We start from the raw sequence: 23,754 nt of genomic DNA on the forward strand, positions 1-23,754 counted from the left end.
CTGCTTTCGGACCGCCTACCGACTACTTTCACTCAGCCGCGCTTTCGAGAACATCGATCGCCGCCGCACACGCGCCGCGCAATTGCTCGCGCATCAGGTCATGAACCTTCGGCGAACGCGCGACGATGGCGTTACGTATCTTCTTCGCCATATCGAACGATGCGCGCATGCGCCCGCCACGCGCCATCGCAATACGACGCAAGCGCCGCACGGGACCGATGAGCGCCGCATGATTCTCCTGCAACGTGCGGTTGTCGGCGATAGTCATGACAATCGCGTAATAGCGGTCGAGCGCATCGACGTAAGCGGATGGGTCATCCATCTCTACGCTTGCCTGCATGGCCGCGATCACGTCGTCGAGTTGCGCCGTGCCCAATGGCGTGATGCGCTCCGATGCGAGCTGCACGGCGAGGCATTCGAGCGCCGCGCGCACGGTATAGATTTCCTCGACATCGCGCAGGCTCACCGCGCGCACGAAGGCGCCGACGCGCGGAACGATATTCACCAGACCTTCGCGTTCGAGCTGCGCGAATGCTTCGCGCATGGGCGTTCGGCTCACGTTCAGTTGCTTGGCAACCTGAACTTCGGACAGCCGGCTTCCCGGCGTCAACACGCCTTCCACGATCGCCTCGCGCAGCGCGGGAACGACCACGCCTTCGCTCAGAGAATCGCTGGAAGCATCCAGCGCACGCAGGCGCGTGTGATAGCGCTCCGCGATGTCTTCCAAAGTAGGCGCGACCGCCACAGCACGGTTTGCCTTGGACTTACGAGCGATTTTTGCGGCAGGCATTGACACCTCGATGACTTTTTGAATACGCTGTATACAGATTATACACAAGGAGACGTCATGGATCGAGACCCGTTGCCGCAACCCGTTTTAATCGACAGAACGCCAGGCGTGCTGACCTTCACGCTGAATCGTGCGGAGTGCGGCAACGAAATCTCCGCAGCCATGTTCGATGCCATGTCCGCCGCGCTGCGTGCCGAAGCGCTCGAACCGGCGGCGCGCGTGCTGCGCATCCGTGCGGCGGGCGATACGTTCTGCACGGGCTGCGAGCGCGCGGGCACGGATGCGGTATCGATCCGCAAGGAAGTGGCGCGCCTCATTGAGATGAAGCGGCTCGTGCGCAACACGTCGCTCATTTCGATCGCGCAAGTGCAGGGCGATGCAATGGGTTTCGGCCTTGGCCTGGCGATGTTGTGCGATTTCACGCTGGTCGCATCGAACGCAAAGCTCGCGTTTCCCGAGATGCGCAAGGGCCTGCCGCCTGCCGCGATCATGGCTTACGCGGGCAACTATGCATTACCGAAAGCCTTGTTTCCCATGGTCCTGTTCGGCGATGCCATCACGCCCGACGAAGCCTTGCGCGCAGGCCTTATCACGCGCATCTGCGAGCGCGACGCGTTGCAAGCGGAAGCCGACACGCTCACAAAACGCATCCTCGCACTCGATGAAACCGGCGCGCGCGATTGCAAAGCCTTCTTCACCACCGCGCAGGAAAGCAGCATCGAAGAAAACTTCCGTGCCGCGACCGACATGCTGACAGTCAGTTCGTTGAGACTGATGCAAGGCCGATAAGCCGGAACAAGACGACAAGGAGGAGACAACCATGTACGTCAACGCAGGCCCGCGGCTCGACCGCTTGCCGATGTCGCCGTTTCATCGCCGCATCATGTGGCTGATCGGTATCGGCATGTTCTTCGATGGCTTCGATATCTACGTGGCATCCACGGTGCTCGGCGCCACGCTGCAAACCGGCTTTTCGACGCTCGCGCAGAACGCGCTGTTCGTGTCGCTGACCTTTCTCGGCATGATGCTCGGCTCGCTCGGCACCGGCTTTCTCGGCGACCGCTTCGGGCGTCGTTTCACGTATCAGGCGAATCTCGCGATCTTCGGTCTCGCATCGCTCGGCGCGGCGCTCGCGCCCAACATGAGTGTGCTGATCGCGTGCCGCTTCGTGATGGGCCTGGGCCTCGGCGCGGAAAACGTCGTCGGTTATTCGACACTGACGGAATTCGTGCCGCCGACAAAACGCGGCAAGCTGCAAGGGTTGATGGCCGTGTTCGTCGTGTCGGGCTTGCCGGTCGCGGGCCTGATCGGCCTGTTGCTGATTCCGTCGTTCGGCTGGCGCGCGATGTTCGTCCTCGGCGGATTCGGCGCGCTCGGTGTGTGGTACGCGCGCAAGTCGTTGCCGGAGTCGCCGCGCTGGCTCGAATCGGTTGGCCGCAACGACGAAGCCGAAGCGATCATAACGCGCATCGAAGCGGAAGTGATGCAAGCGCGCGACGGCGAACCGCTGCCGCAAGCGCTCATGACGAAAGCGACGAATGCCGCGCCCATGTCGTTCGGCTCGCTGTTTTCCGGCGCCATGCTGCCGCGCATGATCGTCGGCTGCGTGACGCTCGTGGTCATCAACACGCTGCTGTATGGCTTCGTCACGTGGCTGCCCACGTTCTTCGTGCATCAGGGCATGAGCATCGCGAAGTCGTTCGGCTTTGCGCTCGTAATGTCGCTCGGCGCGCCCATCGGCAGCGGCATCGGCGCGTTGACGGCAGACGCATGGGGACGCAAGCCGACCATCATCGGTGCATCGTTCGCGGCCATCGTGTTCGGCGCGATCTATCCGTTCGTGTCGAATCCGCTGTTGCTGCCGGTGATCGGCCTCTTGCTCACCATTCCGATCTACGTGCTCGTGGCGCTGCTGTTCGCCGTGTATGTGCCCGAGCTTTTCCCGACGCCGGTGCGCCTGCGCGCATCGGGCATCTGCAACACGCTGGGACGTGGCGCGACCATCGTGACACCCTTCATCGTGGTGGCGCTGTTCGCGCAACACGGCGTGGTCGGTGTGCTCGCGATGATGATCGGATTACTAACTATTCAAATCATCGTGGTTGCGTGGCTGGGCGTGGAGCCGACCGGCGAACGCCTCGAAGACCTTCAGCCCGATGCCCCCGACACACACGACGCGCACCACGCGCACGCATCGCCTTCGAAATAAATAAACTCAGGATTACACATGGACACAGTGAACCCGAATCATCTCGACGCGCAGCTTTTCATCGACGGCGAATGGACCGATGCCGAAAGCGGCCGCACGATGGATATTGTCAATCCTGCAACCGGTGGCGTGATCGGCACCTTGGCTGCTGCCACGGCAAGCGATGTGGATCGCGCGGTGCAGGCGGGTCATCGCGCGTTCGACAGCGGCGCGTGGCGCGATATGCCGATCCATCAACGCGCGCGCATTCTCAATCGTTTCGCCGATCTGTTCGAAGCCGACCTCGAACAATTCTACAAACTCGAAACGCTCAACAACGGCCGGCCGATTTCGGAGACGCGCGCGCAGATTTCACGTTTGCCGCAGTTTTACCGCTATTTCGCGGCGCTGGCGCTCACGCGCCGCAGCGATGTCATTCCGATCGAAGGTCCGTATCTTTGCTATACGCAGCGCGTGCCGCTCGGTGTCGTCGCGTTGATGACATCGTTCAATCATCCGCTGATGATTCTGTCCAAGAGTCTCGCGCCCGCGCTTGCGACGGGCAACAGCGTCGTCATCAAGGCATCCGAGCAAACGCCTTTGACGACCGTGCGGCTGGTTCGCCTGCTCGACGAAGCGGGTGTGCCGAAGGGCGTCGTCAACGTGGTCAACGGCGAAGGGCGAGAAGCGGGCGCGGCGCTCGCGAGCCATCCGCTGATTCGCAAGGTCGTGTTCACTGGCGGCACGGAAGTGGGGCGGTCGATCGGCGAAGCGGCCGCGCGCAATTTCGCGCTGACCACGCTCGAACTCGGCGGCAAGGGCGCCGTGCTGCTGTTCGACGATTTCGACATGGAACGTGCGGTGAACGGCGCGGCCTTCGCGGCGTTCATCGGTGCGGGACAAACGTGCGTGTGCGGTGCGCGCATTCTCGTGCAGAAGTCGATGTACGCGGAATTCCTCGAACGCTTCCGCGCGAAGGCGGCGCGTATCCGCGTCGGCGATCCGACCGATGCGAAGACGCAACTCGGCCCGGTGATTTCCGATCGTTCGCGTCAGCGCATCCTCGCCATGCTGGAACGCGCGAAGCAATCGGGCGCGAAGTTGTTGACGGGCGGCGGCGTGCCGCAAGCGCTAAAGGCCGGGTTCTTCATCGAGCCGACCGTGATGTACGACGTGCCGCCGCAATCGGAAATCGGTCAGGACGAGGTGTTCGGGCCGGTGACGGTCGTGATGCCGTTCGAGGACGAAGCGGATGCCATTCGCATCGCCAATGCGACACAGTTCGGGCTTGCTGCATCGGTGTGGACGCAGGATGTCGCGCGGGCGCATCGCGTGGCGTCGAAGCTGGAATTCGGCATGGTGTGGGTGAACGATCATCACCGGCTCGATCCGGCGTCGCCGTGGGGTGGCTTCAAGAATAGCGGCGTGGGGCGCGAGACGGGCATCGAATCGTTCGATCAATTCAGCGAGCCGCGCGCCGTCACGGTCAATACCAGCGGCAAGACGGTGGATTGGTATGCGGACGATGGCGAGTTGAAGCGGCTGAATTGATCGATAAGACGTAATTGCCTGCCTTATTCCTCCACGACCGACCCGTCGTAATGCGCGCGCATGGCGACGGGTTTGTTCCGCGCGGGAAACCGTTGCGCCGCGTCTTCCGGCAAATCGATGCCTAATCCCGGTGCGTTGGGAATAGCGATAAAGCCTTTCTCGGGAGCAGCAAGACCCGGCACGACCTGGCTGCCACGTAGACCTTCGATTCCCTCGAATTCGATCGAGTCGAGCGGATATTCTTGTATGGCGAAGTTTGGAATGGCCGCATCCAGATGCAGACAGGCGGATAGATTAACCGGCGATAGCGGGTTGTGATAAATCACGTCCACGCCGTGCGCTTCTGCCAGCGCGGCAATCTTTTTCCCTGCCGTGATGCCGCCGCAAACGGAAATACAAGGGCGAACATACTCCGCGCCTCGGCGGGCGAGGAGCATCTGAAACTGCTGGATCGTGATGAAGCGCTCACCAGTCGCGACAGGCACAGGCATATGGTCAGCCACGTGGGCCGTGGCATCGATATTGTGCGGCGGGATCGGATCTTCAATGTACATGGGCGTGAAGCGTTCGATTGCGCGGCCGAAAGCAATCGCTTCGGCGGGCCGCATGCGCGAGTGAATTTCCACGCAAATATCGATGGCAGGTCCAACGGCTTCCCGTACCTGACGGATGGCGTCGACCGCGCCTCTCATCTTGCTGCTATACGATTTGAACCAGCTATCCTGAACCCCTTCTTCGAGCAAAGGATTCAGATAACCCAAAGCGGTAAAACCATCGGCAACCAGCTTTTTAGCGCGCTCGACCAGCGTTTCTACCGTGCGCCCTTTGCAGTGCGCATACAGTCTGACCTTGTCGCGCATCGCGCCGCCAAGCAGTTCGTAGACCGGAACACCGAGTTGCTTTCCCTTGATGTCCCACAGCGCCACGTCGATGGCCGATATCGCGCCGCTGATCGCCGCGCCCGTGAAATGCTGAAAGCGATGCATCACGTTCCAGTGATGCTCGATTCTCCGGGGATCTTTTCCGATCAGATACTCTCCGAATTTCTTGACCGCTTCGGCACTGGCTTCCAGATGGCCCCATGCGCCTGATTCGCCGATTCCAGAGAATCCTTTATCCGTCGTGATCCTAACGAACAGAAATCGATCGATGAATAAAGGGGTGACGGACGTGATCTTCATAAAGTCTCCGAGAGAGTAGGTACACAGAACCGGCGGGCGTCACGCTATGGTTCGCTGGCCATTCATGCGTTTAAGGATCAACAGCGTGACCGCAGAAACGATGGCGAGCGCCGCAAGCGGCAAACAGGCGAGTGAAAAGCTGCCGGTCGCGCCTTTGATGATGCCCAACAGATAAGTCGCGCCGAACCCGGCAAGATTGCTGATGGCATTGATCTGGGCGATCGTCGTCGCGGCGCGGGGGGCGGGCGTCCAGTCGCTGACGAGCGCCCAGAACGGGCCCTTGAGCGCGTAGGTTCCGACCAGCCCGAGCGAGAGCAGGATCATCGACGCGACAAGAGAGTGAACGAACACCGTTGCAACGAGACTGATACCGATCAGAATGAGCGGCAATACGGTTCGCAGCAGCCGGTCGGAGCGGTCGGACGCCGATCCCCACCAAAGCATCGTGGCGCAGGCCGCCACGTAAGGCAGCATGTTCAAAAGCGCGGCATTCATGTTGGACATGCCGAAGCTCTTCAAAATCTGCGGCATCCAGAGTCCGAGCGCGACGGTGGCGCCTGCGCTTCCGGAAAACACGAGTGCCAGCGCGAGCACATAAGGGCTCCACAGAAAACGCCATCCCGACGATGACTCCATGGGCCGCGAGCGTTGTTCATCGCGAGCGAGTGCCGAGGTCAGCCAGGCGCGTTGTTCGGAGGAGAGCCACGACGCCTGATCGGGTCCATCCACCATCACGGCGAAAAAGAGGAAACCGAACAAAATGGCGGGAATGGCTTCGATGATGAACAACCATTGCCATCCGCGTAATGCTAAGAAGCCATCTAAACCGAGCAGCCCCGCAGCGAGCGGCGAACCTATGAAGTTAGCGATGGGCAAAGCCATGCTGAAAATCGCATACATTTTTCCGCGATATCGCGCAGGAAACCAGAGCGACAAATAAAAGATCACGCATGGAAAGAATCCGGCTTCGGCGGCGCCCAATAAGAAGCGCACCGCGTAAAGCGAGTACGGACCCTTAACAAACGCCATGGCGATACACACCACGCCCCACGAAACCATGATGCGCGCAATCCAGCGTCGCGCACCGTAGCGGACCAGCATCACACTGCTCGGGACTTCGAGCAGGCAATAGGGGATAAAGAAAATGCCCGCCGCAAGACCGTACCGCGCAGGGTCCAGTTTGAGATCCTCATTCATTTGAAACGCGGCAATGGCGATATTCGACCGATCGATCATCGAGATGATATAAGCCAGTACGACGATTGGAATGATTCGCCAGAAGATGCGCCTGATTGTGTTTTTCTCGAGGGATTCCTGCTGAGATAAATCTGGCAAGGCGGCAATCGGCTTTAGACCTTCCATTGTTATTTCCCTGGCTTCGTCGACGCCACGATTGCACGCAAGGTCTGCGTGCAGAACGTCTTGTTCTCAACTAGGGCTTCAGAATATAGCGTTGGCGGTTCGACCGGAAGTGCAAGTTTTGCATCCGTCATGCGTAACGTCGATACACGCTCAATCGGTCATTTGCGTGGATGTCAGATGCGCCCACACACGTTCGATTTCCCGGCTGGTTCCCTGAATGGCGCGATACGCGATGATGTCTATCCCCAGTGTCCAATCGTCCGCCCCGGCGACTGCGAGCCGCCCGCTATCGAGTTCGGGCTTGACCAAAGAGTTGGGCAGCCACGCGACGCCGTGACCATCCATTGCCATTGCCTTGAGCGCCGCCGCATGAGCACTTTGATAGCAAAGATCGAGAGAAGGCGACTCGGATTGCGAAGAGAAAATGCAGTTCACCATTCCCGCGAAGGAAGCGTAACTTTCATAGCCGAGATAGGGAATAGGTTTGCCGCCGGTTTGCGAAAGATCATGCAACGGCCGTCCGTCGGCTTGAGCGAGAGAGACCGGAATCAGCCGTTCCTCGGCCAATCTTAGTGATGGATAGCGCGCGCCATCCAGCAGAACAGGCGCGGTGGGATAGGAATAACAAAGAAGAATGTCGCAATTCTCTTCGGTCAAGGATTGAACGCAGTCGTGTATGTTCGCGCAGAGCACGCGCGACCGGAGCGGTCCCAGCGCCTTTTCCAATACGCGCAGCCATTGAGGATAAAAACTCAGCGCGAGGCTATGAAGCATGGCCAGGGAAAGAAACGTTCGCCGTGGACGTGCAATTCCTTTGCACTGGTCTCTCTCACGGTATATCGACTGGACAATCTCTTCAGCCGTGACACGAAAGGCTTTACCCGCTTCGGTCAGTGAAGCGGGAAAGGTGCTTCGATCGACCAGCGGCGCGCCAATCCAGCTTTCCAGATTTTGAATGCGACGGCTAAAGGTGGATTGGGTCACGTTGCGCGACAAGGCAGCCTTGGAAAAATTCATGGTCGCGTTGAGCGCTAGAAAATCTTCGAGCCAGGTCAGTTCCATAGCTTTACCTTGTCATCATTCGTTCAGCATACGTGCGTTATCCGCGAGCTACAACTAAAGGCTCTGACATCGAGCCGATGCAAATTCTGCATGGGCTATCTGATATTCGAATTTCTCAACCGAAGACCGCTTGCTTATGATCGACAAAGCCATGAATCGTGGAGAGCGTATGTCGAGTTTAAACAGACGGACTTTCGTCAAGGCAGTGGGCGCAACGTTCATTGCGCCTCTGGCGGACCGAGGATTTGCAGAAGCCGCCTAAAGAACAAACGGCATCGAAGTTCAATCCGCAAGGCATCAAAGCAATTGTTTTCGATACCGTGGGTACGCTCGTGGATTCCTACGGAACGATCACGCGGCAAGGCGCGAAATTCACTCAGGCGCGTGGAATCGATGTCGACTGGAACCACTTGCTCGATCAATGGCGTGCGCAATGGCGAAGGGAGTTGGATCAGGTCATAGCGGGCACCATGCCTTGGCGTTCCAACGATGTCATTTATCGCGATGCCTTGGACAAGGTTCTGGCGTCATACGACTGGCAATCGCGGCTCACGCCGGACGACCGGGATCAGTTGAATCAGTTATGGTACGAACTCGAACCCTGGCCCGACACGAGACCGGGACTGGAGCGCTTGCGGCATCGCTACACGTTATCGACCTTATCCAATGGAAGCATGGCGTCCGTGGTTCATATCGCCAAACACGGCAAGCTGCCGTTCGATTGCATATTGACCGCTGAACTGGTCAAGTCCGCCAAGCCCGATCCAAACGTCTACGCGCTGGCGACGCAATCGTTGAATCTGCGTCCGAATGAAATTCTGCTGGTGGCTGCGCATAAATACGATCTCGCGGCCGCCAAGAAATTCGGCTTCAGCGTGGCGTTTCTTCCAAGGCCGCTCGAACTCGGCCCGCACGGCAAAGTCGATCTCACGCCGGAAACGTTCTATGACCTGACAGAGCCGAGCCTCGTGCGCATTGCGGACGTGCTCGGCGCGTGATCAAAGAATCTCGTTCAGCGCCTTGGCGAATCGCGTCACCGCGGCATCGCCATCGTGCAGTTTGTCCAAGCCGAATAAACCCATTCGAAACGTCTTGAAATCCGCAGGCTCGTCGCATTGCAGCGGAACACCGGCTGCGACTTGCACGCCTGCATCGGCGAATTTCTTGCCTGAGCGAATGCCGTCGTCGTCGGTGTAGCAGACCACGACGCCCGGTGCTTCGAAGCCTTTCGCGGCTACGCTCCTGAAGCCTTTTTCAGCCAGCAGCGAGCGAATGCGCGTGCCGAGTTCGAGTTGTTCCGCCTTCACTTTCTCGAAGCCGTATGCCTCGGTTTCCTTCATGACATCGCGCAGTGTCGTGAGGCTGTCGGTGGGCATCGTCGCGTGATAGGCGAAGCCGCCGTTCTCATACGCTTCCATGATTTGCAGCCACTTGCGCAGATCGCACGCGAAGCTGGTGCTGGTCGTGGCATCGATTCTTTCGCGCGCGAGCGGACTGAGCATGACCATTGCGCAGCAGGGCGACGCGCTCCATCCCTTTTGCGGCGCGCTGATCAGCACGTCGATGCCGCACGCTTCCATGTCCGTCCACACCGTTCCCGATGCGATGCAATCCAGCACGAACATGCCGCCGACCGAGTGAACCGCGTCCGACACCGCGCGCAAATACGCATCCGGCAAGATGATCCCGGCGGCGGTTTCAACGTGCGGCGCGAACACCAGATCCGGCTTATGTTCGCGGATTGCCGCCACAACTTCTTCGACCGGCGGCGGCGCATAGGCCGCCTGTCTTCCATCTTCGACCGGACGCGCCTTCAACACGATCGCCTCGGAAGGAATGCTGCCCATGTCGAAAATTTGCGACCAGCGGAAACTGAACCAGCCATTGCGAATGACCAGACACTTCGCATTCGTCGCGAACTGCCGGGCGACGGCTTCCATGCCGAACGTCCCGCTACCCGGCACGATGATGGCCGCTTTCGCGTGATAGACGTTCTTGAGCGTGGCGGAAATATCGCGCATGACGCCCTGATAGCGCTGCGACATGTGATTGAGCGAGCGGTCGGTGTACACCACCGAGTATTCGAGAAGCCCATCGCGATCGACATCGGGAAGTAATCCTGGCACGTTGCTCTCCTGCATTGGACAAACGAAAAAATCGGAAGCCGCTGGATGGGCGGCGCTTGTACAAGGATAGCCTGCAATCGAAGTCGCCTCGACGACCGGAGCCTTGCCACGGGAAATCCCTAGATTGAGTTCGTTCATCTGCAAACATATAGTTTTCTCATGAACGAACAAACTTCTTCTGCCGACGCCTCCCAAGCGCCCGGTTCATCCGATCCGATGCCGCTCGAAGGCCTGCTGGTCGTCGATTTCAGCCAGTTTCTGGCGGGACCGTCCTGTGCGTTGCGGCTGGCGGACCTGGGCGCGGACGTCATCAAGATCGAGCGTCCGCAGGGCGGCGATCTGTGCCGCCAGTTGAGCATCGCGGATCAGCGCATGGGCGACGACAGCGTGCTCTTTCATACGATCAACCGAAACAAGCGCAGCTTCGCGGCCGATCTCAAGCAGCCGGCGGACCTCGAACGCGTCAAGGCACTCGTGTCTCGCGCGGATGTGCTGATCCACAATTTTCGTCCCGGCGTGATGGAACGGCTGGGGCTCGGCTACGACATCGTTCGGGCATTGAATCCGCGCATCGTGTACGCGAACGTCACGGGTTATGGCGAAGCGGGTCCGTGGCGCGACAAGCCGGGTCAGGACTTGCTCGCGCAATCGCTGTCGGGCATTACGTGGCTGTCCGGCGATGCCACGCAAGGTCCGGTGCCGGTCGGCGTGTCGATTGCGGACATCGTGACCGGCGCGCATCTCGCTCAAGGCGTGCTGGCCGCGCTGGTACGCCGAGGCGTAACCGGGCGCGGTTCGAGCGTCGAAGTCAGCCTGCTCGAATCCATTCTCGATGTTCAGTTCGAGCAACTAACCGTCTATCTTCGCGGCGACGGCGCGCTGCCGCGTCGTTCGGCGATCAACAATGCAAGCGTGTATGGCGCCGCGCCTTACGGCATCTTCGAAGCATCCGATGGCCATCTCGCCCTCGCGATGGCGCCCATCGCGCAATTGGCCCGCCTGCTCAACTGTCCGGCGCTCGATGCCTTCGCCGATCCCGAAATCGCCTTTTCGCGCCGCGACGATATCAAGGCCGTGTTGCGCGATCATCTGCGCACACACGCGGTCGATGAATGGTTGAGCAAGCTCGAACCCGCCGACATCTGGTGCGCGCGCGTGCAGAACTACGAAGAACTGATCGAGCATCCGGGCTTCGCGGCGCTCGACATGACACAACGCGTCGTCACCTCGGCGGGCGACGCGCTCACCACCTTGCGCTGCCCGATTCGCATCGACGGCGCGGTGTTGAGATCGCCGCGCGCCGCGCCCGCGCTCGGCGAACATACCTGCGAGATCGCCGCGCAATTCGCGCTCGACGGCAAGGAGGCGGCGACGTGATTCAGGAACAGTTCTTCGAGGACTACGAGATCGGCTTCTCGCGCCGCACCTTCGGCCGCACCATCACCGAAACCGATGTGGTCATGCATGCGGGACAGACCGGCGACTTCTTTCCGCATCACATGGACGCGGAGTGGTGCGCCACGCAGGACTTCAAGCAACGCATCGCGCACGGCACGCTCGTGTTCAGCGTGGGCATCGGCATGACGGCGAGCACGATCAATCCGCGCGCGATGTCCACGGGCTATGACCGCGTGCGCTTCGTCAAGCCGGTGTTCATCGGCGACACGATCACGGTCACGGCGAGCATCACGGAAAAGCGCGCGCATCCGAAGCGCGCGACGCATGGCGTGGTGGTGGAGCGGATCGACATCGCGAATCAGCATGGCGACACGGTGCTGGTCTGCGATCACCTGTATCTGGTGGAGAGACGCACGCCTGCAAACGAATAGTGATCCCAACAGCGGGCCACGAACCCGCATAACAAACACGGAGACATCATGCGGAAGGTTCTTGGGACGCTGGGCGCGATTGCGCTCGTTTGCGCGTCCGGTGCGGCGAGTGCGAAGGACATCACCCTCGGCTATTCGAGCGTGGGTTTGAGTTATCCGTTCGCGGCGGCGATTGCGAAGGGCTTCGAGAACGCGGCAAAAGCGGCGGGCGTCAAAACCGTCGTGCTCGATGCCAAGGGCAACGTGCAAAAGCAGGCCAACGATATCGACGACCTGATCGCGCAAAAGGTCGATGGCATCGCGATCATGCCGCTCGATTCGACCGTCGCGCAGGGCTGGGTGGATCGCGCCGTCGCGCGCGATATTCCGACTGTCGGCGTGGCGTCCGAAATCGGCGATCCGCACAAGCGGCCCATCAAGCAGGTCTACGAAAAACTGACCGCGCTCGTCACGCAGGACGAAGTGACCGCAGGCGCGCGTGCGGGCGAAATGGCTGCATCGATGCTGCCGAAGGGGAAGCCCGCGAAGATCGCCATCGTCGAAGGTTCGGCGGGCTTTGCCGAAGTTTCGCAACGCACGGAAGGTTTCAAGCAAGGGCTCGATAAGGCGGGCGTGAAGTACGAGATCGTCGCTTCGCAACCGGGTGACTGGACTTCGGAGAAAGGCGAATCGACCTGCCAGAACATTCTGGCTTCGCATCCCGATGTCGATCTGTTTTTCGCGCAATCCGATGACATGGTGGTCGGTTGCGCGCTTGCCGTGCGCAGCGGCAGTTCCAGCGCGAAGCTGATCGGCATGGGCGGCTCGAAGCTGGCCATCAACGCGATCAAGGTCGGCGACGTGACCGGCACGGTCTGCTACAAACCGGAAGAAATCGGCAAGCTCGCATTCGACGCGCTTTACGGCACGGTCACGAAGAAGGACGTGAAGAAGGCCGTTTTCGTCGCCTACGATACGCCGCCCATCACGAAGGCGAATCTCGCGAGTTGCGTGCCGCAATGGTGATGGCGACGGACGCGTTGCTGCGTTTCGAGCGCGTCGAGAAGGTCTTTCCGAACGGCACCGTCGCGCTGCGCGGTGTCGATCTCGATGTCGAACGCGGCCAGGTGCACGGCCTGCTCGGTGCGAACGGCGCGGGCAAATCGACGCTCATCAAGATTCTCTCGGGCGCGTTTCCCGCATCGGGCGGGCGCATTGTCTGGCGCGGCGAAGCAGTGCAATGGGCGAGTCCGAAAGAAGCGAATGCGATGGGCGTCGCGACCATCCATCAGCATATTCCGCTGGTGCCGACGCTTTCGGTGCTCGAAAACGTGTTTCTCGGCGATGCCGGCCGCTGGCGGCGCGATGCCATTTATCACGCGCGCTTCGACGAGCTTTGCGAACGCGTGGGCTACCGGCTGAATGCGCATGCGCTCGTCAGCGAGCTTTCCATCGGCGAACGTCAGATGGTCGCGATTTTTCAGGCGCTCGGCACCGGCGCGGAACTGATCGTGATGGACGAGCCCACCGCGTCGCTCGCCAATGAAGAACGCGAGATCGTGTATCGAACCGTGCGGCATTTGTCGCGCGTGGAAGGCAAGGCGATTCTCTTCGTCTCGCATTTTCTCGATGAAGTGATCGCGCTGACCGATTGCGTCACCGTGCTGCGCGATGGCGTCGCGGTGATGCATGCCGACACCGCCGAACTCGATGAATCGCGGATCGCGGAAGCAATTGCCGGGCGCGAGATCGTCGCGCTGGAACGTGCCTCGCCGCCGCCGCGTGCCGCGAGCGCGCCCGTGCTGCTCGAACTGAACGAACTCGCATCGCCCGGCAAACTCGCGCCTTTATCCATGAAAGTAGCGGCGGGTGAAGTCGTGGGCATTGCGGGACTGCTCGGTTCGGGCCGCAGCGAATTGCTGCACGCCATCTTCGGCGCGGATGCAGACGCCACCGGCGAAGTGCGCGTGAGCGGCCGCGCGATTCGCCGTTCGACGGGCGCGGCGGTCGATGCGGGCATTGCACTCGTGCCGGAAGATCGCATGCGCCAGGGTCTCGTGCCGCTGTTCGAAATCTGGCGCAACACCACGCTGCCCGCGCTCGAAGGCGTGTCGTGGCGGCGCTGGCTGCCGGTGCGCGAACGCGAAACCGCGCGCGGCGCGGAGGCCATCCGGCGTCTGCAAATCAAGGCGCAATCGCCCGATGAACTCGTCACCGAACTGTCGGGCGGTAACGCGCAGAAAGTCACCATCGCGAAATGGCTGTTCAGCGACGTGAAAATCTTCCTGCTCGACGAACCCACGGCAGGCATCGACATCGGCGCGAAAACCGACATTCTTTTGCTGGTGCGCGAACTCGCGGCGGCAGGCAAGGCGGTGATCGTCGTGTCGTCGGAGTTCGAGGAACTGCTCGCGGTGAGCGAGCGCATTCTCGTCATGCGCGATGGCCGATGCATCGCCGAACAAGCGGCGCAGGCCACTTCCGAGCACGAACTCATTCTGCTGGCGGGCGGTCATGGCGCGCAGGCAGTGACATCAGGCGGGCAAACATGAACGTTTCGACCTCGAAAGGCCATTCCGTCGCGCCCGAGCGCGTGCCGAAAGCGGGCGCGGACTGGCGGCGCATCTTCGGTCTGCGTGAGATGGGCGTGTATTACGCGCTCGTTCTGCTGGTGCTCGTGCTGTCCGCCGTCACGGCGTACACGGGACGGCCGAATTACCTCAGCATTGTCAACGTGACGAACGTGCTGTATCAGTCGTCGCTTATCGCGATCATGGCGGTGGCGATGACCGTGATCCTCATCACCGGCAACTTCGATCTGTCGGTGGCGTCCGTCGCGGCGCTTTCCGCAGCGGTGATGATCGGTCTCGCGGATTCCATCGGCTTCGTGCCCGCCGCACTGGTCGCGATGCTCGTCGCCGTGTTCGCGGGCGTGGTCAACGGCGCGATCGTGCAGTGGCTCGGCATCAATGCGTTCATCGTCACGCTGGGCACGTTGACGGCGATTCGCGGCGTCGTGCTGATCGTGACGGATGGGCGGTCGCTGTCCGTCGAATCCGTCGATGCCATCGCCGCGATGCGCGTGTTCGAGTCGGGGCGCGTGCCGCTCGGCGGGTTCTTCGTCGTGCTCGGCATTGTTTTGATGGCGGCGGGCTTGCTGCTCGTCATGCGTGCGAGACGCGCGGCGCGCACACTCGGCAACACCGCGCCCGCCGCGTTCGGCATGCTGGCGGCGGGCGTGATCATTCTGGCGCTCGGCTGGATCTTCGGCGCGCGGCTCGCGGTGGCGAAGCCGGTCATCTACATGGCTATTTTCACGGCGCTCGTGTGGTTCGTGCTGACCTTCACCAACACGGGGCGACGTCTCTACGCAGTCGGCGGCAATGCGGAAGCCGCGCGTCTTTCCGGCATCAACGTCGGGCGCTATAAAATGGCCGGATTCATTCTTTGCAGCGCGGCGGCGGGCTTCGGCGGCATTCTGTTCGGCAGCCGGCTCGGCGCGATCAATCCCACGGCACTGCAAGGCGCGGAACTCACGGTGATCGCATCGGCCATTCTGGGCGGCACGTCGCTGTATGGCGGCGCGGGCAGCGTCATCAAGACGCTGGTCGGCGCGCTGCTGCTGTTCACGCTCACGAACGGGTTCAATATCCTGAACCTCGGCGCGAACTACCAGGGCGTGATCGAAGGCACGGTCGTCGTGACAGCCGCCGCGATCTATACCGTGGGAGGTTCCCGCCGTCGCGCCCGGACACGCTGACACGTCAAGGGACTCTCCATGCCTCGCACCAAAGCCATCGCCATCGACCTTGCCGACGAACTCGACGAGGGCGAACCGCAAGCCTCATCCGGCAAGCCGAATTACTCGGTGCCGGCGGTCGAAAAGGCGCTCGACATCCTCGAATATCTCGCGGCGGAAGGCGTGCCGATGACGCGCGCTCAACTTGCGCGCGCGTTGAATCGTCAGCCACCCGAACTATTTCGCATGCTCACGTGTCTGGAATCGCGCGGTTATTTGTGGCGCGATTCCGGTTCGAACGCTTACGCGCTCACGCTCAAACTGTTCGAACTGAGCCGCACGCATTCGCCTTACGAAGGGCTGCTGCGCGTGGCCGAGCCGCACATGCGCGCGCTGGCCGCGCAGTTGCGCGAATCGCTGCATCTGTCGATGCTGCATGGCGATCAGGTCATGGTCATCGCGCAGGAAGAAAGCCCGAAGCCGTTCAGATTATCGGTGGAAGTCGGCACGCTGCATTCGGTGGCGGGCACTACATCGGGACGCGTGCTGCTCGCCAATCTTCCCGACGATGAAGCCGCCGCGCTCCTCAAACGCGATGCGGCGCATAAGCAGTTGTCTGCCGCCGGGCGTCAGAACTTGCGCGAGCGGCTCGGACGCATCCGCGAACAGGGTTACGAGTGGAGCGAGGGCGAGTGGTTCGAGAGCGGCATCGATCTGGGTGTGCTGGTGGGCTCGCCGCAATCGCGCGTGAAGGCGGCGCTCGTGCTGGCGACGCTGCGGCGCAAAGGCGAAGGGCCAACGCTTGCCGATGTGCTGCCCGCGTTGCAGGCATGCGCGCAGGCGATCGGTGCATCGGCGGGCATTCTGAAGGGAGACTCCACTTGACCATTACATTGCGCGTCGCGGTGCGGCAGTTCGGGCCGTTCGAGAGCGGCATCGTCAGGCAGTTCGAGGATTTCATCGCGACGACGGGTGAGGATGCGCGCATCGAGATCGAAGCAATGGATCTGAATCCGCTGCACGATGCGCTGGTTCAACGCCGCGAACTGGCGAGCGGCGCGTGGGATCTGGCGTTTTTGTCGACGGACTGGATCGCGGAAGTCGTGGCGCTCGGGCTGGTCGAGAATCTCCTGCCGTTTCAGGCGCGCGCGCCGATTGCGGATTTTCCGCAGGCGTGGAGTCCTTCACTGCTCGGTCTGCAAAGTTTCGCCGATGGCTTGTGGGGCATGCCTTATCACGATGGCCCGGAATGCCTGATCTATCGCCGCGATCTGTTCGACGCAGCGGGACTGGAACCGCCTTCGACGTGGGATGAATTCGTGACGACGGCGCGTCGTTTGCATGCGCCCGAAGCGAACATGCACGGAACCGCGCTCGCGCTTTTTCCCGATGGTCATAACGGCTTCTATGATTTCTGCATTCACGTCTGGACACGCGGCGGCGAGCTTTTCACGAAAGACGGTGCGCCGTGCCTTCCGAGCGAAGCCGCGCGCGATGCGCTCGATTTCATCCGCACGCTTGCGCGCGATAACGCTGCCATCGCGCCCGATCCGCAAGCACTCGACAGCGTGCGTTCCGGCCTGATGTTCGCCGCTGGCGAGGTCGCCATGATGGTCAATTGGTTCGGTTTCGCGGCCTACGCGCAAACGGCGGCGGAGAGCCGCGTCGCGGGGCGCGTGGCCGTCGCGCCGATTCCACGCGGCGCTCATGGCACAAGCGTGTCGCTCAACGTGTTCTGGATGCTCGCGATGGCTTCCGGCTCGCGTCATAAGGATCTCGTCTGGCGTTTCATGCGCCATTGCGCGAGCGCGCCGATGGATAAACTCATCACGCTCGAAGGCGCCATCGGCACGCGCATATCGACGTGGCGCGATGAAGAAGTGAACCGGCGCATCCCGTTCTTTCATCAACTCGAAGTGCTGCATCGCGAGGCGCGTGAGTTGCCGCGTCACGCGCGGCTCGCCGACATCTCCCATGTGATCGACGCGATGCTCGCAGGCGACAAACCCTCCGATGTTCTGCTCGCCGAAGCGCAAGCACGCATCGAGGAGATCATGCGATGACCTCACTCGACACCTTGCAGCAAGCGTGGCCCATGCCCGCTCGGCCGAAGCCTATCGTGCTGATCGGCGCGGGCGGCATCGCGAGAGATGCGCATTTGCCCGCGTATCGCGAAGCGGGTTTCGAAGTACGAGGCGTGTTCGATCTCGATACCGCGCGTGCCGAAGAACTGGCGCAAACGTGGTCGATTCCGCACGTTTATGCATCGCTCGAACAGGCATTGGATGCGGAAGACGTGGTGTTCGATGTCGCCGCGCCCGCCGCCGTGCATGCCTCCATCGTTGAGAAGATGCGCGATGGTTCAGCGGTGCTTCTGCAAAAACCCTTTGGCCTCGATCTCGACCAGGCCACGCATCTGCGCACACTCTGCGAGACGAAGCGTTTAAAAGCAGCCGTCAACTTCCAGCTTCGCTTCGCACCGATGATGCTCGCCGTGCGCGACGCCATTCACCAAGGCTTGCTCGGCAAGCTCGTCGATGTCGAAGTGCATCTGAACCTCGCCACGCCGTGGCATCTCTTTCCGCATCTGAAAGCGGATAAGCGCGTGGAAGTGGTGTCCCATTCGATTCACTATCTCGACCTGATCCGCGCGCTCGTCGGCGAGCCGCGCGGTGTGATGGCGCGCGGCTACACGTATCCCGGCAGCGGTCTCGCCGATACACGCACCAGCGCGATCCTCGATTACAGCGAGTCATTGCGATGCACGCTGTCGATCAATCATCACCACGACTTCGGCACGCGGTTTCAGGATGCGGGCTTTCGCTTCGAAGGGCTGGACGGCGTGCTCGTGGTGAAACTCGGCGCGTTGCTCGATTATCCGAAAGGCGAGCCGGACGAGTTGTGGTTCTGCGCGCGCGGCGGCGCGTGGTCGCAGATTGCGTTGCAGGGCGTGTGGTTTCCGCATGCGTTCATCGGCACGATGGCGAATGTGCAGCGCTATGTAAGCGGCGAGGATGCCGCGCTCGTCTCCGATGTCGCGGACGCGTGGCGCACGATGGCGCTGGTCGAAGCGTGCTATCGCAGCGAGTCGAAAGCAGGGGAGCCGATTCCCGATAGCGGAAGTTAGCGCAAGTTAGCGCAAGCCGAATTCCTTGAGCACTTTTTCGGTGTCTTCTCCGACGCGCGGTGCGCCGCGACGGCTGACGGCCCGCTGACCATCGATTCGCAACGGCCCGCGCGTGGTCAACACGGCGGCGCTGTTCCGGCGTTCTACCGATTGCAGCATGCCAAGCCGTTCGAACGCTTCGCTTTCAAGCAGACGCCGCCAGTCGAGCACTTCGGCGCACCAGACATCGGCGGGACGCAGGCGCGCGAGCCAATAAGCCGTGGATTGCTGTACGAGTTCTGCCGCGATGAGCCGCTTGATTTCATCGCGGCGCGTGAAGGCATCGTTCGTGGTGAAGTTGGCGAGCGCGGGCATGGGCAGCGTTTGCGCGAGTTGCGCGAGCGGCATCATCGCTAAAGCGAGGTAGCCGTCTGCGGTCGGATACATGCCGTAGGGCGCGGCCAGATAGACGTTCGCATTGCGATATTCCGCGCGTTGCGGTGCGCGACGGCCATCGTTCAGATAGGTCGTCAGCATTTCGAATTGCAAGTCGATGAGCGCTTCCAGCAAGCTCGTTTCCACGCGCGCGCCTTCACCGGTCATGCCGCGCTGCACGAGCGCGGCGAGAATGCCTTCGGTGAGAATATGCCCCGCCTGAATATCAGCGATGGACAAACCCAGCGGCACCGGCCCGTCGCCTTCGTTGCCGTTGAGCCACGCAATGCCCGACACCGACTGCGCGAGTAAATCCTGACCCGGCATGCCCGCCCACGGTCCTGTTTCGCCATAGCCCGAAATGCTTGCGTGAACGAGCCGTGGATTGAGCGCGCGCGTGGCGTCATAGCCAAGCCCGAGGCGTTCGATCACGCCGGGCCGGAAGTTCTGGATCATCACATCCGCGCGCGCGATCAGGCCTTTGAGCGCCGCGAGATCGCGTGCATCCTTCAGGTCGAGCGCGATGCTTTCCTTGTTGCGGTTGATCGCATGGAACAGCGTCGAATCGCCTGCGATGTCCGTATCGGTCAGATAAAGCGTGCGGCAGATATCGCCCGTTCCCGGCCGCTCCACTTTGATGACGCGCGCGCCGAGATCCGCGAGCCGCAACGCCGCAGACGGTCCCGACAGAAATTGCGCGACATCGAGCACGAGCAGACCTTCGAGCGGCGCGCGCGGGTTCGGCGTGCTCATGCGCGATACAACGCGTTGAGCGCATCGATGACGCTGTGCGCGGGTTCGTTCTCGCGCAAGCCGCGATCGAGCCGCGCCGATGCGGTTTGCTGATACGACATGTAGCCATCGTGCCGAGGCCGGACCCATGCGACTTCGAGCGTGGCGCGCGTCGCGCGATAAAAATCACCGGCAGATTCGTTCACGGTGTCGTCTTCCCATGCCGCCGCGTGGCCCGGTTGACCGCCTGCGGCCGCGAACGGTCCGCGTTGCGCTTCGCCGCTCGCCACCCAGAGCGCGAACGCCTGCGCCTCGTCCTGATGCGCACCGCGCGCCGATACCGCGATGCCCGTGCCGCCCAGCGCCGAACCCATCGGTGCATCGTGCCCGAACACCGGCATGTCCGCGAACGCAATGCGCACCGGCCGGAAATCGCGCCATGCGTAGTTCACGTAACCGTAGATCAGCGGCACGCAATCGATGGATGCATCGGGTTGCGCCATGCGTTCGTAGATGGCGATGGGGTCATCGTCGAAGCAACGGGGATCGACGTGGCGCGTGAGGTCGCGCAAAAAATCGAACGCACGCGCGGCGATGTCGCGGTCGAACAGATCGGGACCATCGACCGTTCCCGGCGCGCCGAGTTGCGCGCTCAACGTGTAAAGGCACATCAGCGCATGAGGCGCGCGCAGCGGCAATGCAACGCGTCCGGCGCGCGCGAGTTGCAGCACGTCGTCCCACGTGCGCGGCGGCGCGTCGAGGCGGTCGCGTCGCCAGGCGAGCACTTGCGTCGCGGCATCGATGGGCAAGGCCCATTGACGGCCTTCCCAGCGATAACTCGCATACGATGCCCCGACCGTGCCCGCTTCGATATTGCCGAGCGATGCATCTTCGAACGGTCGCAGACAGCCCTCTCGCGTAACCTGACCGACATGCGGATGATCGATCACGATGAGATCGTAACGGCGCGCGAGTTCATCGACGGGAAAGGATTCGAAGTCCTGCAGCGAGCGGCGGTCCCATTCGATCTTCACGCCCGTGCGCGCGTGCCATTCGGCGGAGCACGCCGCGAGCGGATCGTAGCCGCGCGGGTGATCCCAAGTCATGCCTTTGAGGACGACCGTCATCGTTGAGTTACCTAGGTGAATGAAGCGTTCATAGGTGCAATGATGGCGGTGGTATGACAGACGTGTCGATCAGGGTTTTCCGTAGTGAGCGTTCGATACTTCGGCGCGCAACGAAACGTCGCGCCGGAAACGCTCGCATACTGTTTTCAACGCTAGGGAGGAAACATGGATCAGAACGCGTTTCAAACGATCGAACCGAAGATCTTGTACTTCGGCACGCCGGTGGCGCTCGTTAGTTCGTGCAACGAAGATGAATCGACGAACCTCGCGCCCATCTCGTCCTTCTGGGCGCTCGGCTGGACCATGATGCTCGGCCTGCTCGATGAAACCAAGACGGCGGAGAATCTGGCTCGGCATCCTGAATGCGTGATCAATATTCCTTCTCCTGATCTATGGCGGCAGGTTGAGGAACTCGCGCCGCTCACCGGCAAAGACCCGGTGCCTGACCTCAAGGCGAAGCAGTTTCACTTCGAGAGGGACAAGTTCGAAGCCGGCGATTTTTCGCCTTTGGCAAGCGAACTGGTGAAGCCGGCGCGCGTCGCCGAATGCCCGATGCAGCTCGAAGCGCGTGTTCGTCATATTCATCGCATGGGCGGGGAGAAGCTGGAAGCGCTCGGTGGGGGCGTCGCGGCGGAAGTCGAGATCGTTCGGATGCATGCCGATGAGGCTTTTGTCAGGGATGGGAGGCATATTGATCCGGAGAAGTGGTCGCCGTTGATTTATAACTTTCGGCATTACTTTAGGCTTGCGGGGCGGGAGCTTGGGAAGACGTTTCGGGCTTGAGGTTTGTTTGGTTTGTTTGTGTCGGGCAAGGGGCTGCTGGTTTTTGTGTTGTTTATGCAGTAGCCGCCTCCCCGGCGGGGGGGTAACTTTCTTTGCTGCTGTGTATAGACGGGAGACATCGCTGACAAACGTACGAGGACATGGTTGACACTTTCGGGTACTGAAACCCCGGTGCCGACCATGACTTGGAACATAAAAGACACGATGAGCCTGCGACAAGAATTCGTTCATTTGGCCACTCAACACACCCTCACGATGACGGAGTTGTGCGAGCGCTTCAACATCAGCCGGCAGACCGGCTACAAATGGCTCAAGCGGGGCGAACAGGCGCTGGCCGATCGCTCGCGCCGTCCCGCCAGCAGTCCTTCGAAGAGTTCTGAGGCTATCGAGCAGGAAGTGGTTCGACTGCGTCTGGCCCATCCGTGCTGGGGCGGACGCAAAATCAGCCGACGCCTTCAGGATCTGGGCTTTGAAGGGGTGCCGCACCCCAGCACCGTGACTTCGATCCTGCATCGGCACCAACTCATCCTGCCGGCCGAGTCGGCGCGGAGCGAGCCCTGGAAGCGCTTTGAGCACGCGCAGCCCAACGCGCTCTGGCAGATGGATTTCAAGGGACACTTCGAGACGCTGGACAAGCAGCGCTGCAGTCCGCTGACCGTGCTCGATGACCATTCGCGCTTCAATATCCTGCTGCGTGCCTGTGGCCCGACCGACACCGCAGCCGTGCAGGCGGGGCTGTGCGAGGCGTTCGCACGGTATGGCTTGCCTGCGCGCATCAACACCGACAATGGTGCGCCGTGGGGCTCGCCCAGCAGTCCGGGGCAACTCACCGAACTGGCGGTGTGGCTGATCCGGCTGGACATCGGCATCAGCTACAGCCGGCCCTATCACCCGCAGACCAATGGCAAGGAGGAACGGTTTCACCGCACCCTGAAGGCCGAAGTCCTGAACGGGCGATGCTATGAGAACCTGGAGCGCGTGCAGACGGTGTTTGAGCGCTGGCGCATCGTCTATAACTGCGAGCGGCCGCACGAGGCAATCGGCATGGCCACCCCCGAGAGCCGTTATCGGGCAAGCTCGCGCGCGTATCCCTCCGTCCTGCCGGAGATCGAGTACAGCCCGGACGACGTGGTGATGAAGGTCAGATCGGGTGGGCGCGTGGACTTCGAAGGACGACGCATCAAGCTATCCAACGCGCTTTATGGGCTGCCGGTTGCGGCTCGTGCAAAGCCGGGTGAAGACGGGGTATTTGACGTCTGGTTTGCCCATCATCGGATCATGACACTTGACCTGAGGAGCGAAAAAGCCTGACCATAAAACTGTCAACGATGTCCTCGTACATCTGTCAACCATGTCTCCGGTCTATACACTGCTGCAAAGAAAGTCACCAAAGAAAGCAGCTTTTACCCCTCCGCACGCTGGCTGGAAAGTGTGGTCTGAATTAACGATGCAGTGGCCGCAATAGGACTTTCTTCGGTTGCTTAAGCACATGGGCAACCTGGCGATTTCGCGGTCGAATCCTTGAGTCTTAGTGGACCGCATTCATGCTTTCGGCCATGCGCTGCGCGCGCCGAGAACGTAAGAACGGAACCCCGCAGCCTATAAGCGCCCAGCCACCTCACGCTTTCCCGCAAGATTGCTATTCGGTCCTACCTTGGTTAGTGCTCCGACTAAAGGCGACTTGCGTTGGTGTGCGCGCTTTGCCTAGAAGCGCTTACCGAGGTAGGGCCCAATGGGAGAGGTGCGATGCGGTGTGATGTGACT

Annotated in this window: 21 protein-coding genes; 14 read left to right on the forward strand and 7 right to left on the reverse strand. The window is 61.2% G+C overall.

The window, feature by feature from the left end:
• Positions 1–28: 28 nt before the first annotated feature.
• Positions 29–790 (reverse strand): GntR family transcriptional regulator, encoded by a 762-nt coding sequence (locus ACZCWR_RS35235; RefSeq protein WP_487306896.1) that lies wholly within the window; start codon positions 788–790, stop codon positions 29–31.
• 57 nt (positions 791–847) lie between these two features.
• On the opposite strand from ACZCWR_RS35235, the gene ACZCWR_RS35240 reads away from it, so the two are divergent.
• From ACZCWR_RS35240 to ACZCWR_RS35250, 3 genes are read left to right on the forward strand one after another with little or no spacing between them, the layout of a single operon-like run.
• Entirely contained in the window at positions 848–1,579 is a 732-nt protein-coding gene (locus tag ACZCWR_RS35240) for an enoyl-CoA hydratase/isomerase family protein (RefSeq protein ID WP_487306897.1), read from the forward strand.
• 31 nt (positions 1,580–1,610) lie between these two features.
• A complete protein-coding gene (locus tag ACZCWR_RS35245; RefSeq protein ID WP_487306898.1) occupies positions 1,611–2,999 on the forward strand; it encodes an MFS transporter in 1,389 nt (462 codons plus the stop codon).
• An 18-nt stretch (positions 3,000–3,017) separates the two neighbouring features.
• Positions 3,018–4,529, forward strand: a complete 1,512-nt coding sequence (locus tag ACZCWR_RS35250; protein WP_487306899.1) for an aldehyde dehydrogenase — start codon at positions 3,018–3,020, stop codon at positions 4,527–4,529.
• 23 nt (positions 4,530–4,552) lie between these two features.
• Here ACZCWR_RS35250 and ACZCWR_RS35255 read toward each other — a convergent pair whose 3' ends face one another.
• The 3 genes from ACZCWR_RS35255 to ACZCWR_RS35265 form a co-directional block, all read right to left on the reverse strand.
• The gene (locus ACZCWR_RS35255; RefSeq protein ID WP_487306900.1) at positions 4,553–5,710 is read right to left on the reverse strand and encodes a mandelate racemase/muconate lactonizing enzyme family protein; all 1,158 of its coding nucleotides are present in this window, start codon (positions 5,708–5,710) and stop codon (positions 4,553–4,555) included.
• Positions 5,711–5,749: 39 nt separating this feature from the next.
• Positions 5,750–7,072: an MFS transporter gene (locus tag ACZCWR_RS35260; protein WP_487306901.1), complete on the reverse strand. Its 1,323-nt coding sequence runs from the start codon at positions 7,070–7,072 to the stop codon at positions 5,750–5,752.
• A gap of 150 nt (positions 7,073–7,222) precedes the next feature.
• Positions 7,223–8,134 (reverse strand): LysR family transcriptional regulator, encoded by a 912-nt coding sequence (locus tag ACZCWR_RS35265; RefSeq protein WP_487306902.1) that lies wholly within the window; start codon positions 8,132–8,134, stop codon positions 7,223–7,225.
• 245 nt (positions 8,135–8,379) lie between these two features.
• Between ACZCWR_RS35265 and ACZCWR_RS35270 the strand changes: the two genes are divergently transcribed.
• On the forward strand, positions 8,380–9,132 hold the full coding sequence (locus tag ACZCWR_RS35270) for a haloacid dehalogenase type II (protein WP_487306903.1): 753 nt from the start codon (positions 8,380–8,382) through the stop codon (positions 9,130–9,132).
• On the opposite strand, the gene ACZCWR_RS35275 is transcribed toward ACZCWR_RS35270, so the two are convergent.
• Positions 9,133–10,260, reverse strand: coding sequence for a pyridoxal-phosphate-dependent aminotransferase family protein (locus ACZCWR_RS35275; RefSeq protein WP_487306904.1), 1,128 nt, complete (start codon positions 10,258–10,260; stop codon positions 9,133–9,135).
• 159 nt (positions 10,261–10,419) lie between these two features.
• On the opposite strand from ACZCWR_RS35275, the gene ACZCWR_RS35280 reads away from it, so the two are divergent.
• The 8 genes from ACZCWR_RS35280 to ACZCWR_RS35315 are packed head-to-tail and all read left to right on the forward strand — an operon-like array spanning position 10,420 to position 18,934.
• Complete coding sequence (locus tag ACZCWR_RS35280; RefSeq protein ID WP_487306905.1) at positions 10,420–11,637, forward strand: CaiB/BaiF CoA transferase family protein; 1,218 nt, start codon at positions 10,420–10,422, stop codon at positions 11,635–11,637.
• Positions 11,634–12,089 (forward strand): MaoC family dehydratase, encoded by a 456-nt coding sequence (locus ACZCWR_RS35285; protein ID WP_487306906.1) that lies wholly within the window; start codon positions 11,634–11,636, stop codon positions 12,087–12,089. Before ACZCWR_RS35280 ends, ACZCWR_RS35285 begins: the two co-directional genes overlap by 4 nt.
• Positions 12,090–12,137: 48 nt before the next feature.
• The gene (locus ACZCWR_RS35290) at positions 12,138–13,094 is read left to right on the forward strand and encodes a sugar ABC transporter substrate-binding protein (RefSeq protein ID WP_487306907.1); all 957 of its coding nucleotides are present in this window, start codon (positions 12,138–12,140) and stop codon (positions 13,092–13,094) included.
• Complete coding sequence (locus tag ACZCWR_RS35295; protein WP_487307106.1) at positions 13,088–14,620, forward strand: sugar ABC transporter ATP-binding protein; 1,533 nt, start codon at positions 13,088–13,090, stop codon at positions 14,618–14,620. Before ACZCWR_RS35290 ends, ACZCWR_RS35295 begins: the two co-directional genes overlap by 7 nt.
• Complete coding sequence (locus ACZCWR_RS35300; protein WP_487306908.1) at positions 14,617–15,828, forward strand: ABC transporter permease subunit; 1,212 nt, start codon at positions 14,617–14,619, stop codon at positions 15,826–15,828. The genes ACZCWR_RS35295 and ACZCWR_RS35300 overlap by 4 nt, the downstream gene beginning before the upstream one ends.
• Before the next feature lie 18 nt (positions 15,829–15,846).
• Positions 15,847–16,692, forward strand: a complete 846-nt coding sequence (locus ACZCWR_RS35305; protein ID WP_487306909.1) for an IclR family transcriptional regulator — start codon at positions 15,847–15,849, stop codon at positions 16,690–16,692.
• Positions 16,689–17,870: an extracellular solute-binding protein gene (locus ACZCWR_RS35310; RefSeq protein ID WP_487306910.1), complete on the forward strand. Its 1,182-nt coding sequence runs from the start codon at positions 16,689–16,691 to the stop codon at positions 17,868–17,870. The genes ACZCWR_RS35305 and ACZCWR_RS35310 overlap by 4 nt, the downstream gene beginning before the upstream one ends.
• A complete protein-coding gene (locus ACZCWR_RS35315) occupies positions 17,867–18,934 on the forward strand; it encodes a Gfo/Idh/MocA family protein (RefSeq protein WP_487306911.1) in 1,068 nt (355 codons plus the stop codon). Before ACZCWR_RS35310 ends, ACZCWR_RS35315 begins: the two co-directional genes overlap by 4 nt.
• A gap of 6 nt (positions 18,935–18,940) precedes the next feature.
• Here ACZCWR_RS35315 and ACZCWR_RS35320 read toward each other — a convergent pair whose 3' ends face one another.
• Together ACZCWR_RS35320 and ACZCWR_RS35325 are read right to left on the reverse strand one after the other, a co-directional pair.
• The gene (locus tag ACZCWR_RS35320; RefSeq protein ID WP_487306912.1) at positions 18,941–20,101 is read right to left on the reverse strand and encodes a CaiB/BaiF CoA transferase family protein; all 1,161 of its coding nucleotides are present in this window, start codon (positions 20,099–20,101) and stop codon (positions 18,941–18,943) included.
• The gene (locus ACZCWR_RS35325) at positions 20,098–21,207 is read right to left on the reverse strand and encodes an ABC transporter substrate-binding protein (protein ID WP_487306913.1); all 1,110 of its coding nucleotides are present in this window, start codon (positions 21,205–21,207) and stop codon (positions 20,098–20,100) included. The genes ACZCWR_RS35320 and ACZCWR_RS35325 overlap by 4 nt, the downstream gene beginning before the upstream one ends.
• 165 nt (positions 21,208–21,372) lie before the next feature.
• Here ACZCWR_RS35325 and ACZCWR_RS35330 point away from each other — a divergent pair, with 165 nt between their 5' ends.
• Positions 21,373–21,990, forward strand: a complete 618-nt coding sequence (locus ACZCWR_RS35330; RefSeq protein WP_487306914.1) for a flavin reductase family protein — start codon at positions 21,373–21,375, stop codon at positions 21,988–21,990.
• 180 nt (positions 21,991–22,170) lie between these two features.
• Positions 22,171–23,301 (forward strand): IS481 family transposase, encoded by a 1,131-nt coding sequence (locus ACZCWR_RS35335; RefSeq protein ID WP_487300626.1) that lies wholly within the window; start codon positions 22,171–22,173, stop codon positions 23,299–23,301.
• Positions 23,302–23,754 lie beyond the last annotated feature (453 nt).

The organism is Caballeronia sp. A2-2, assembly GCF_057612605.2.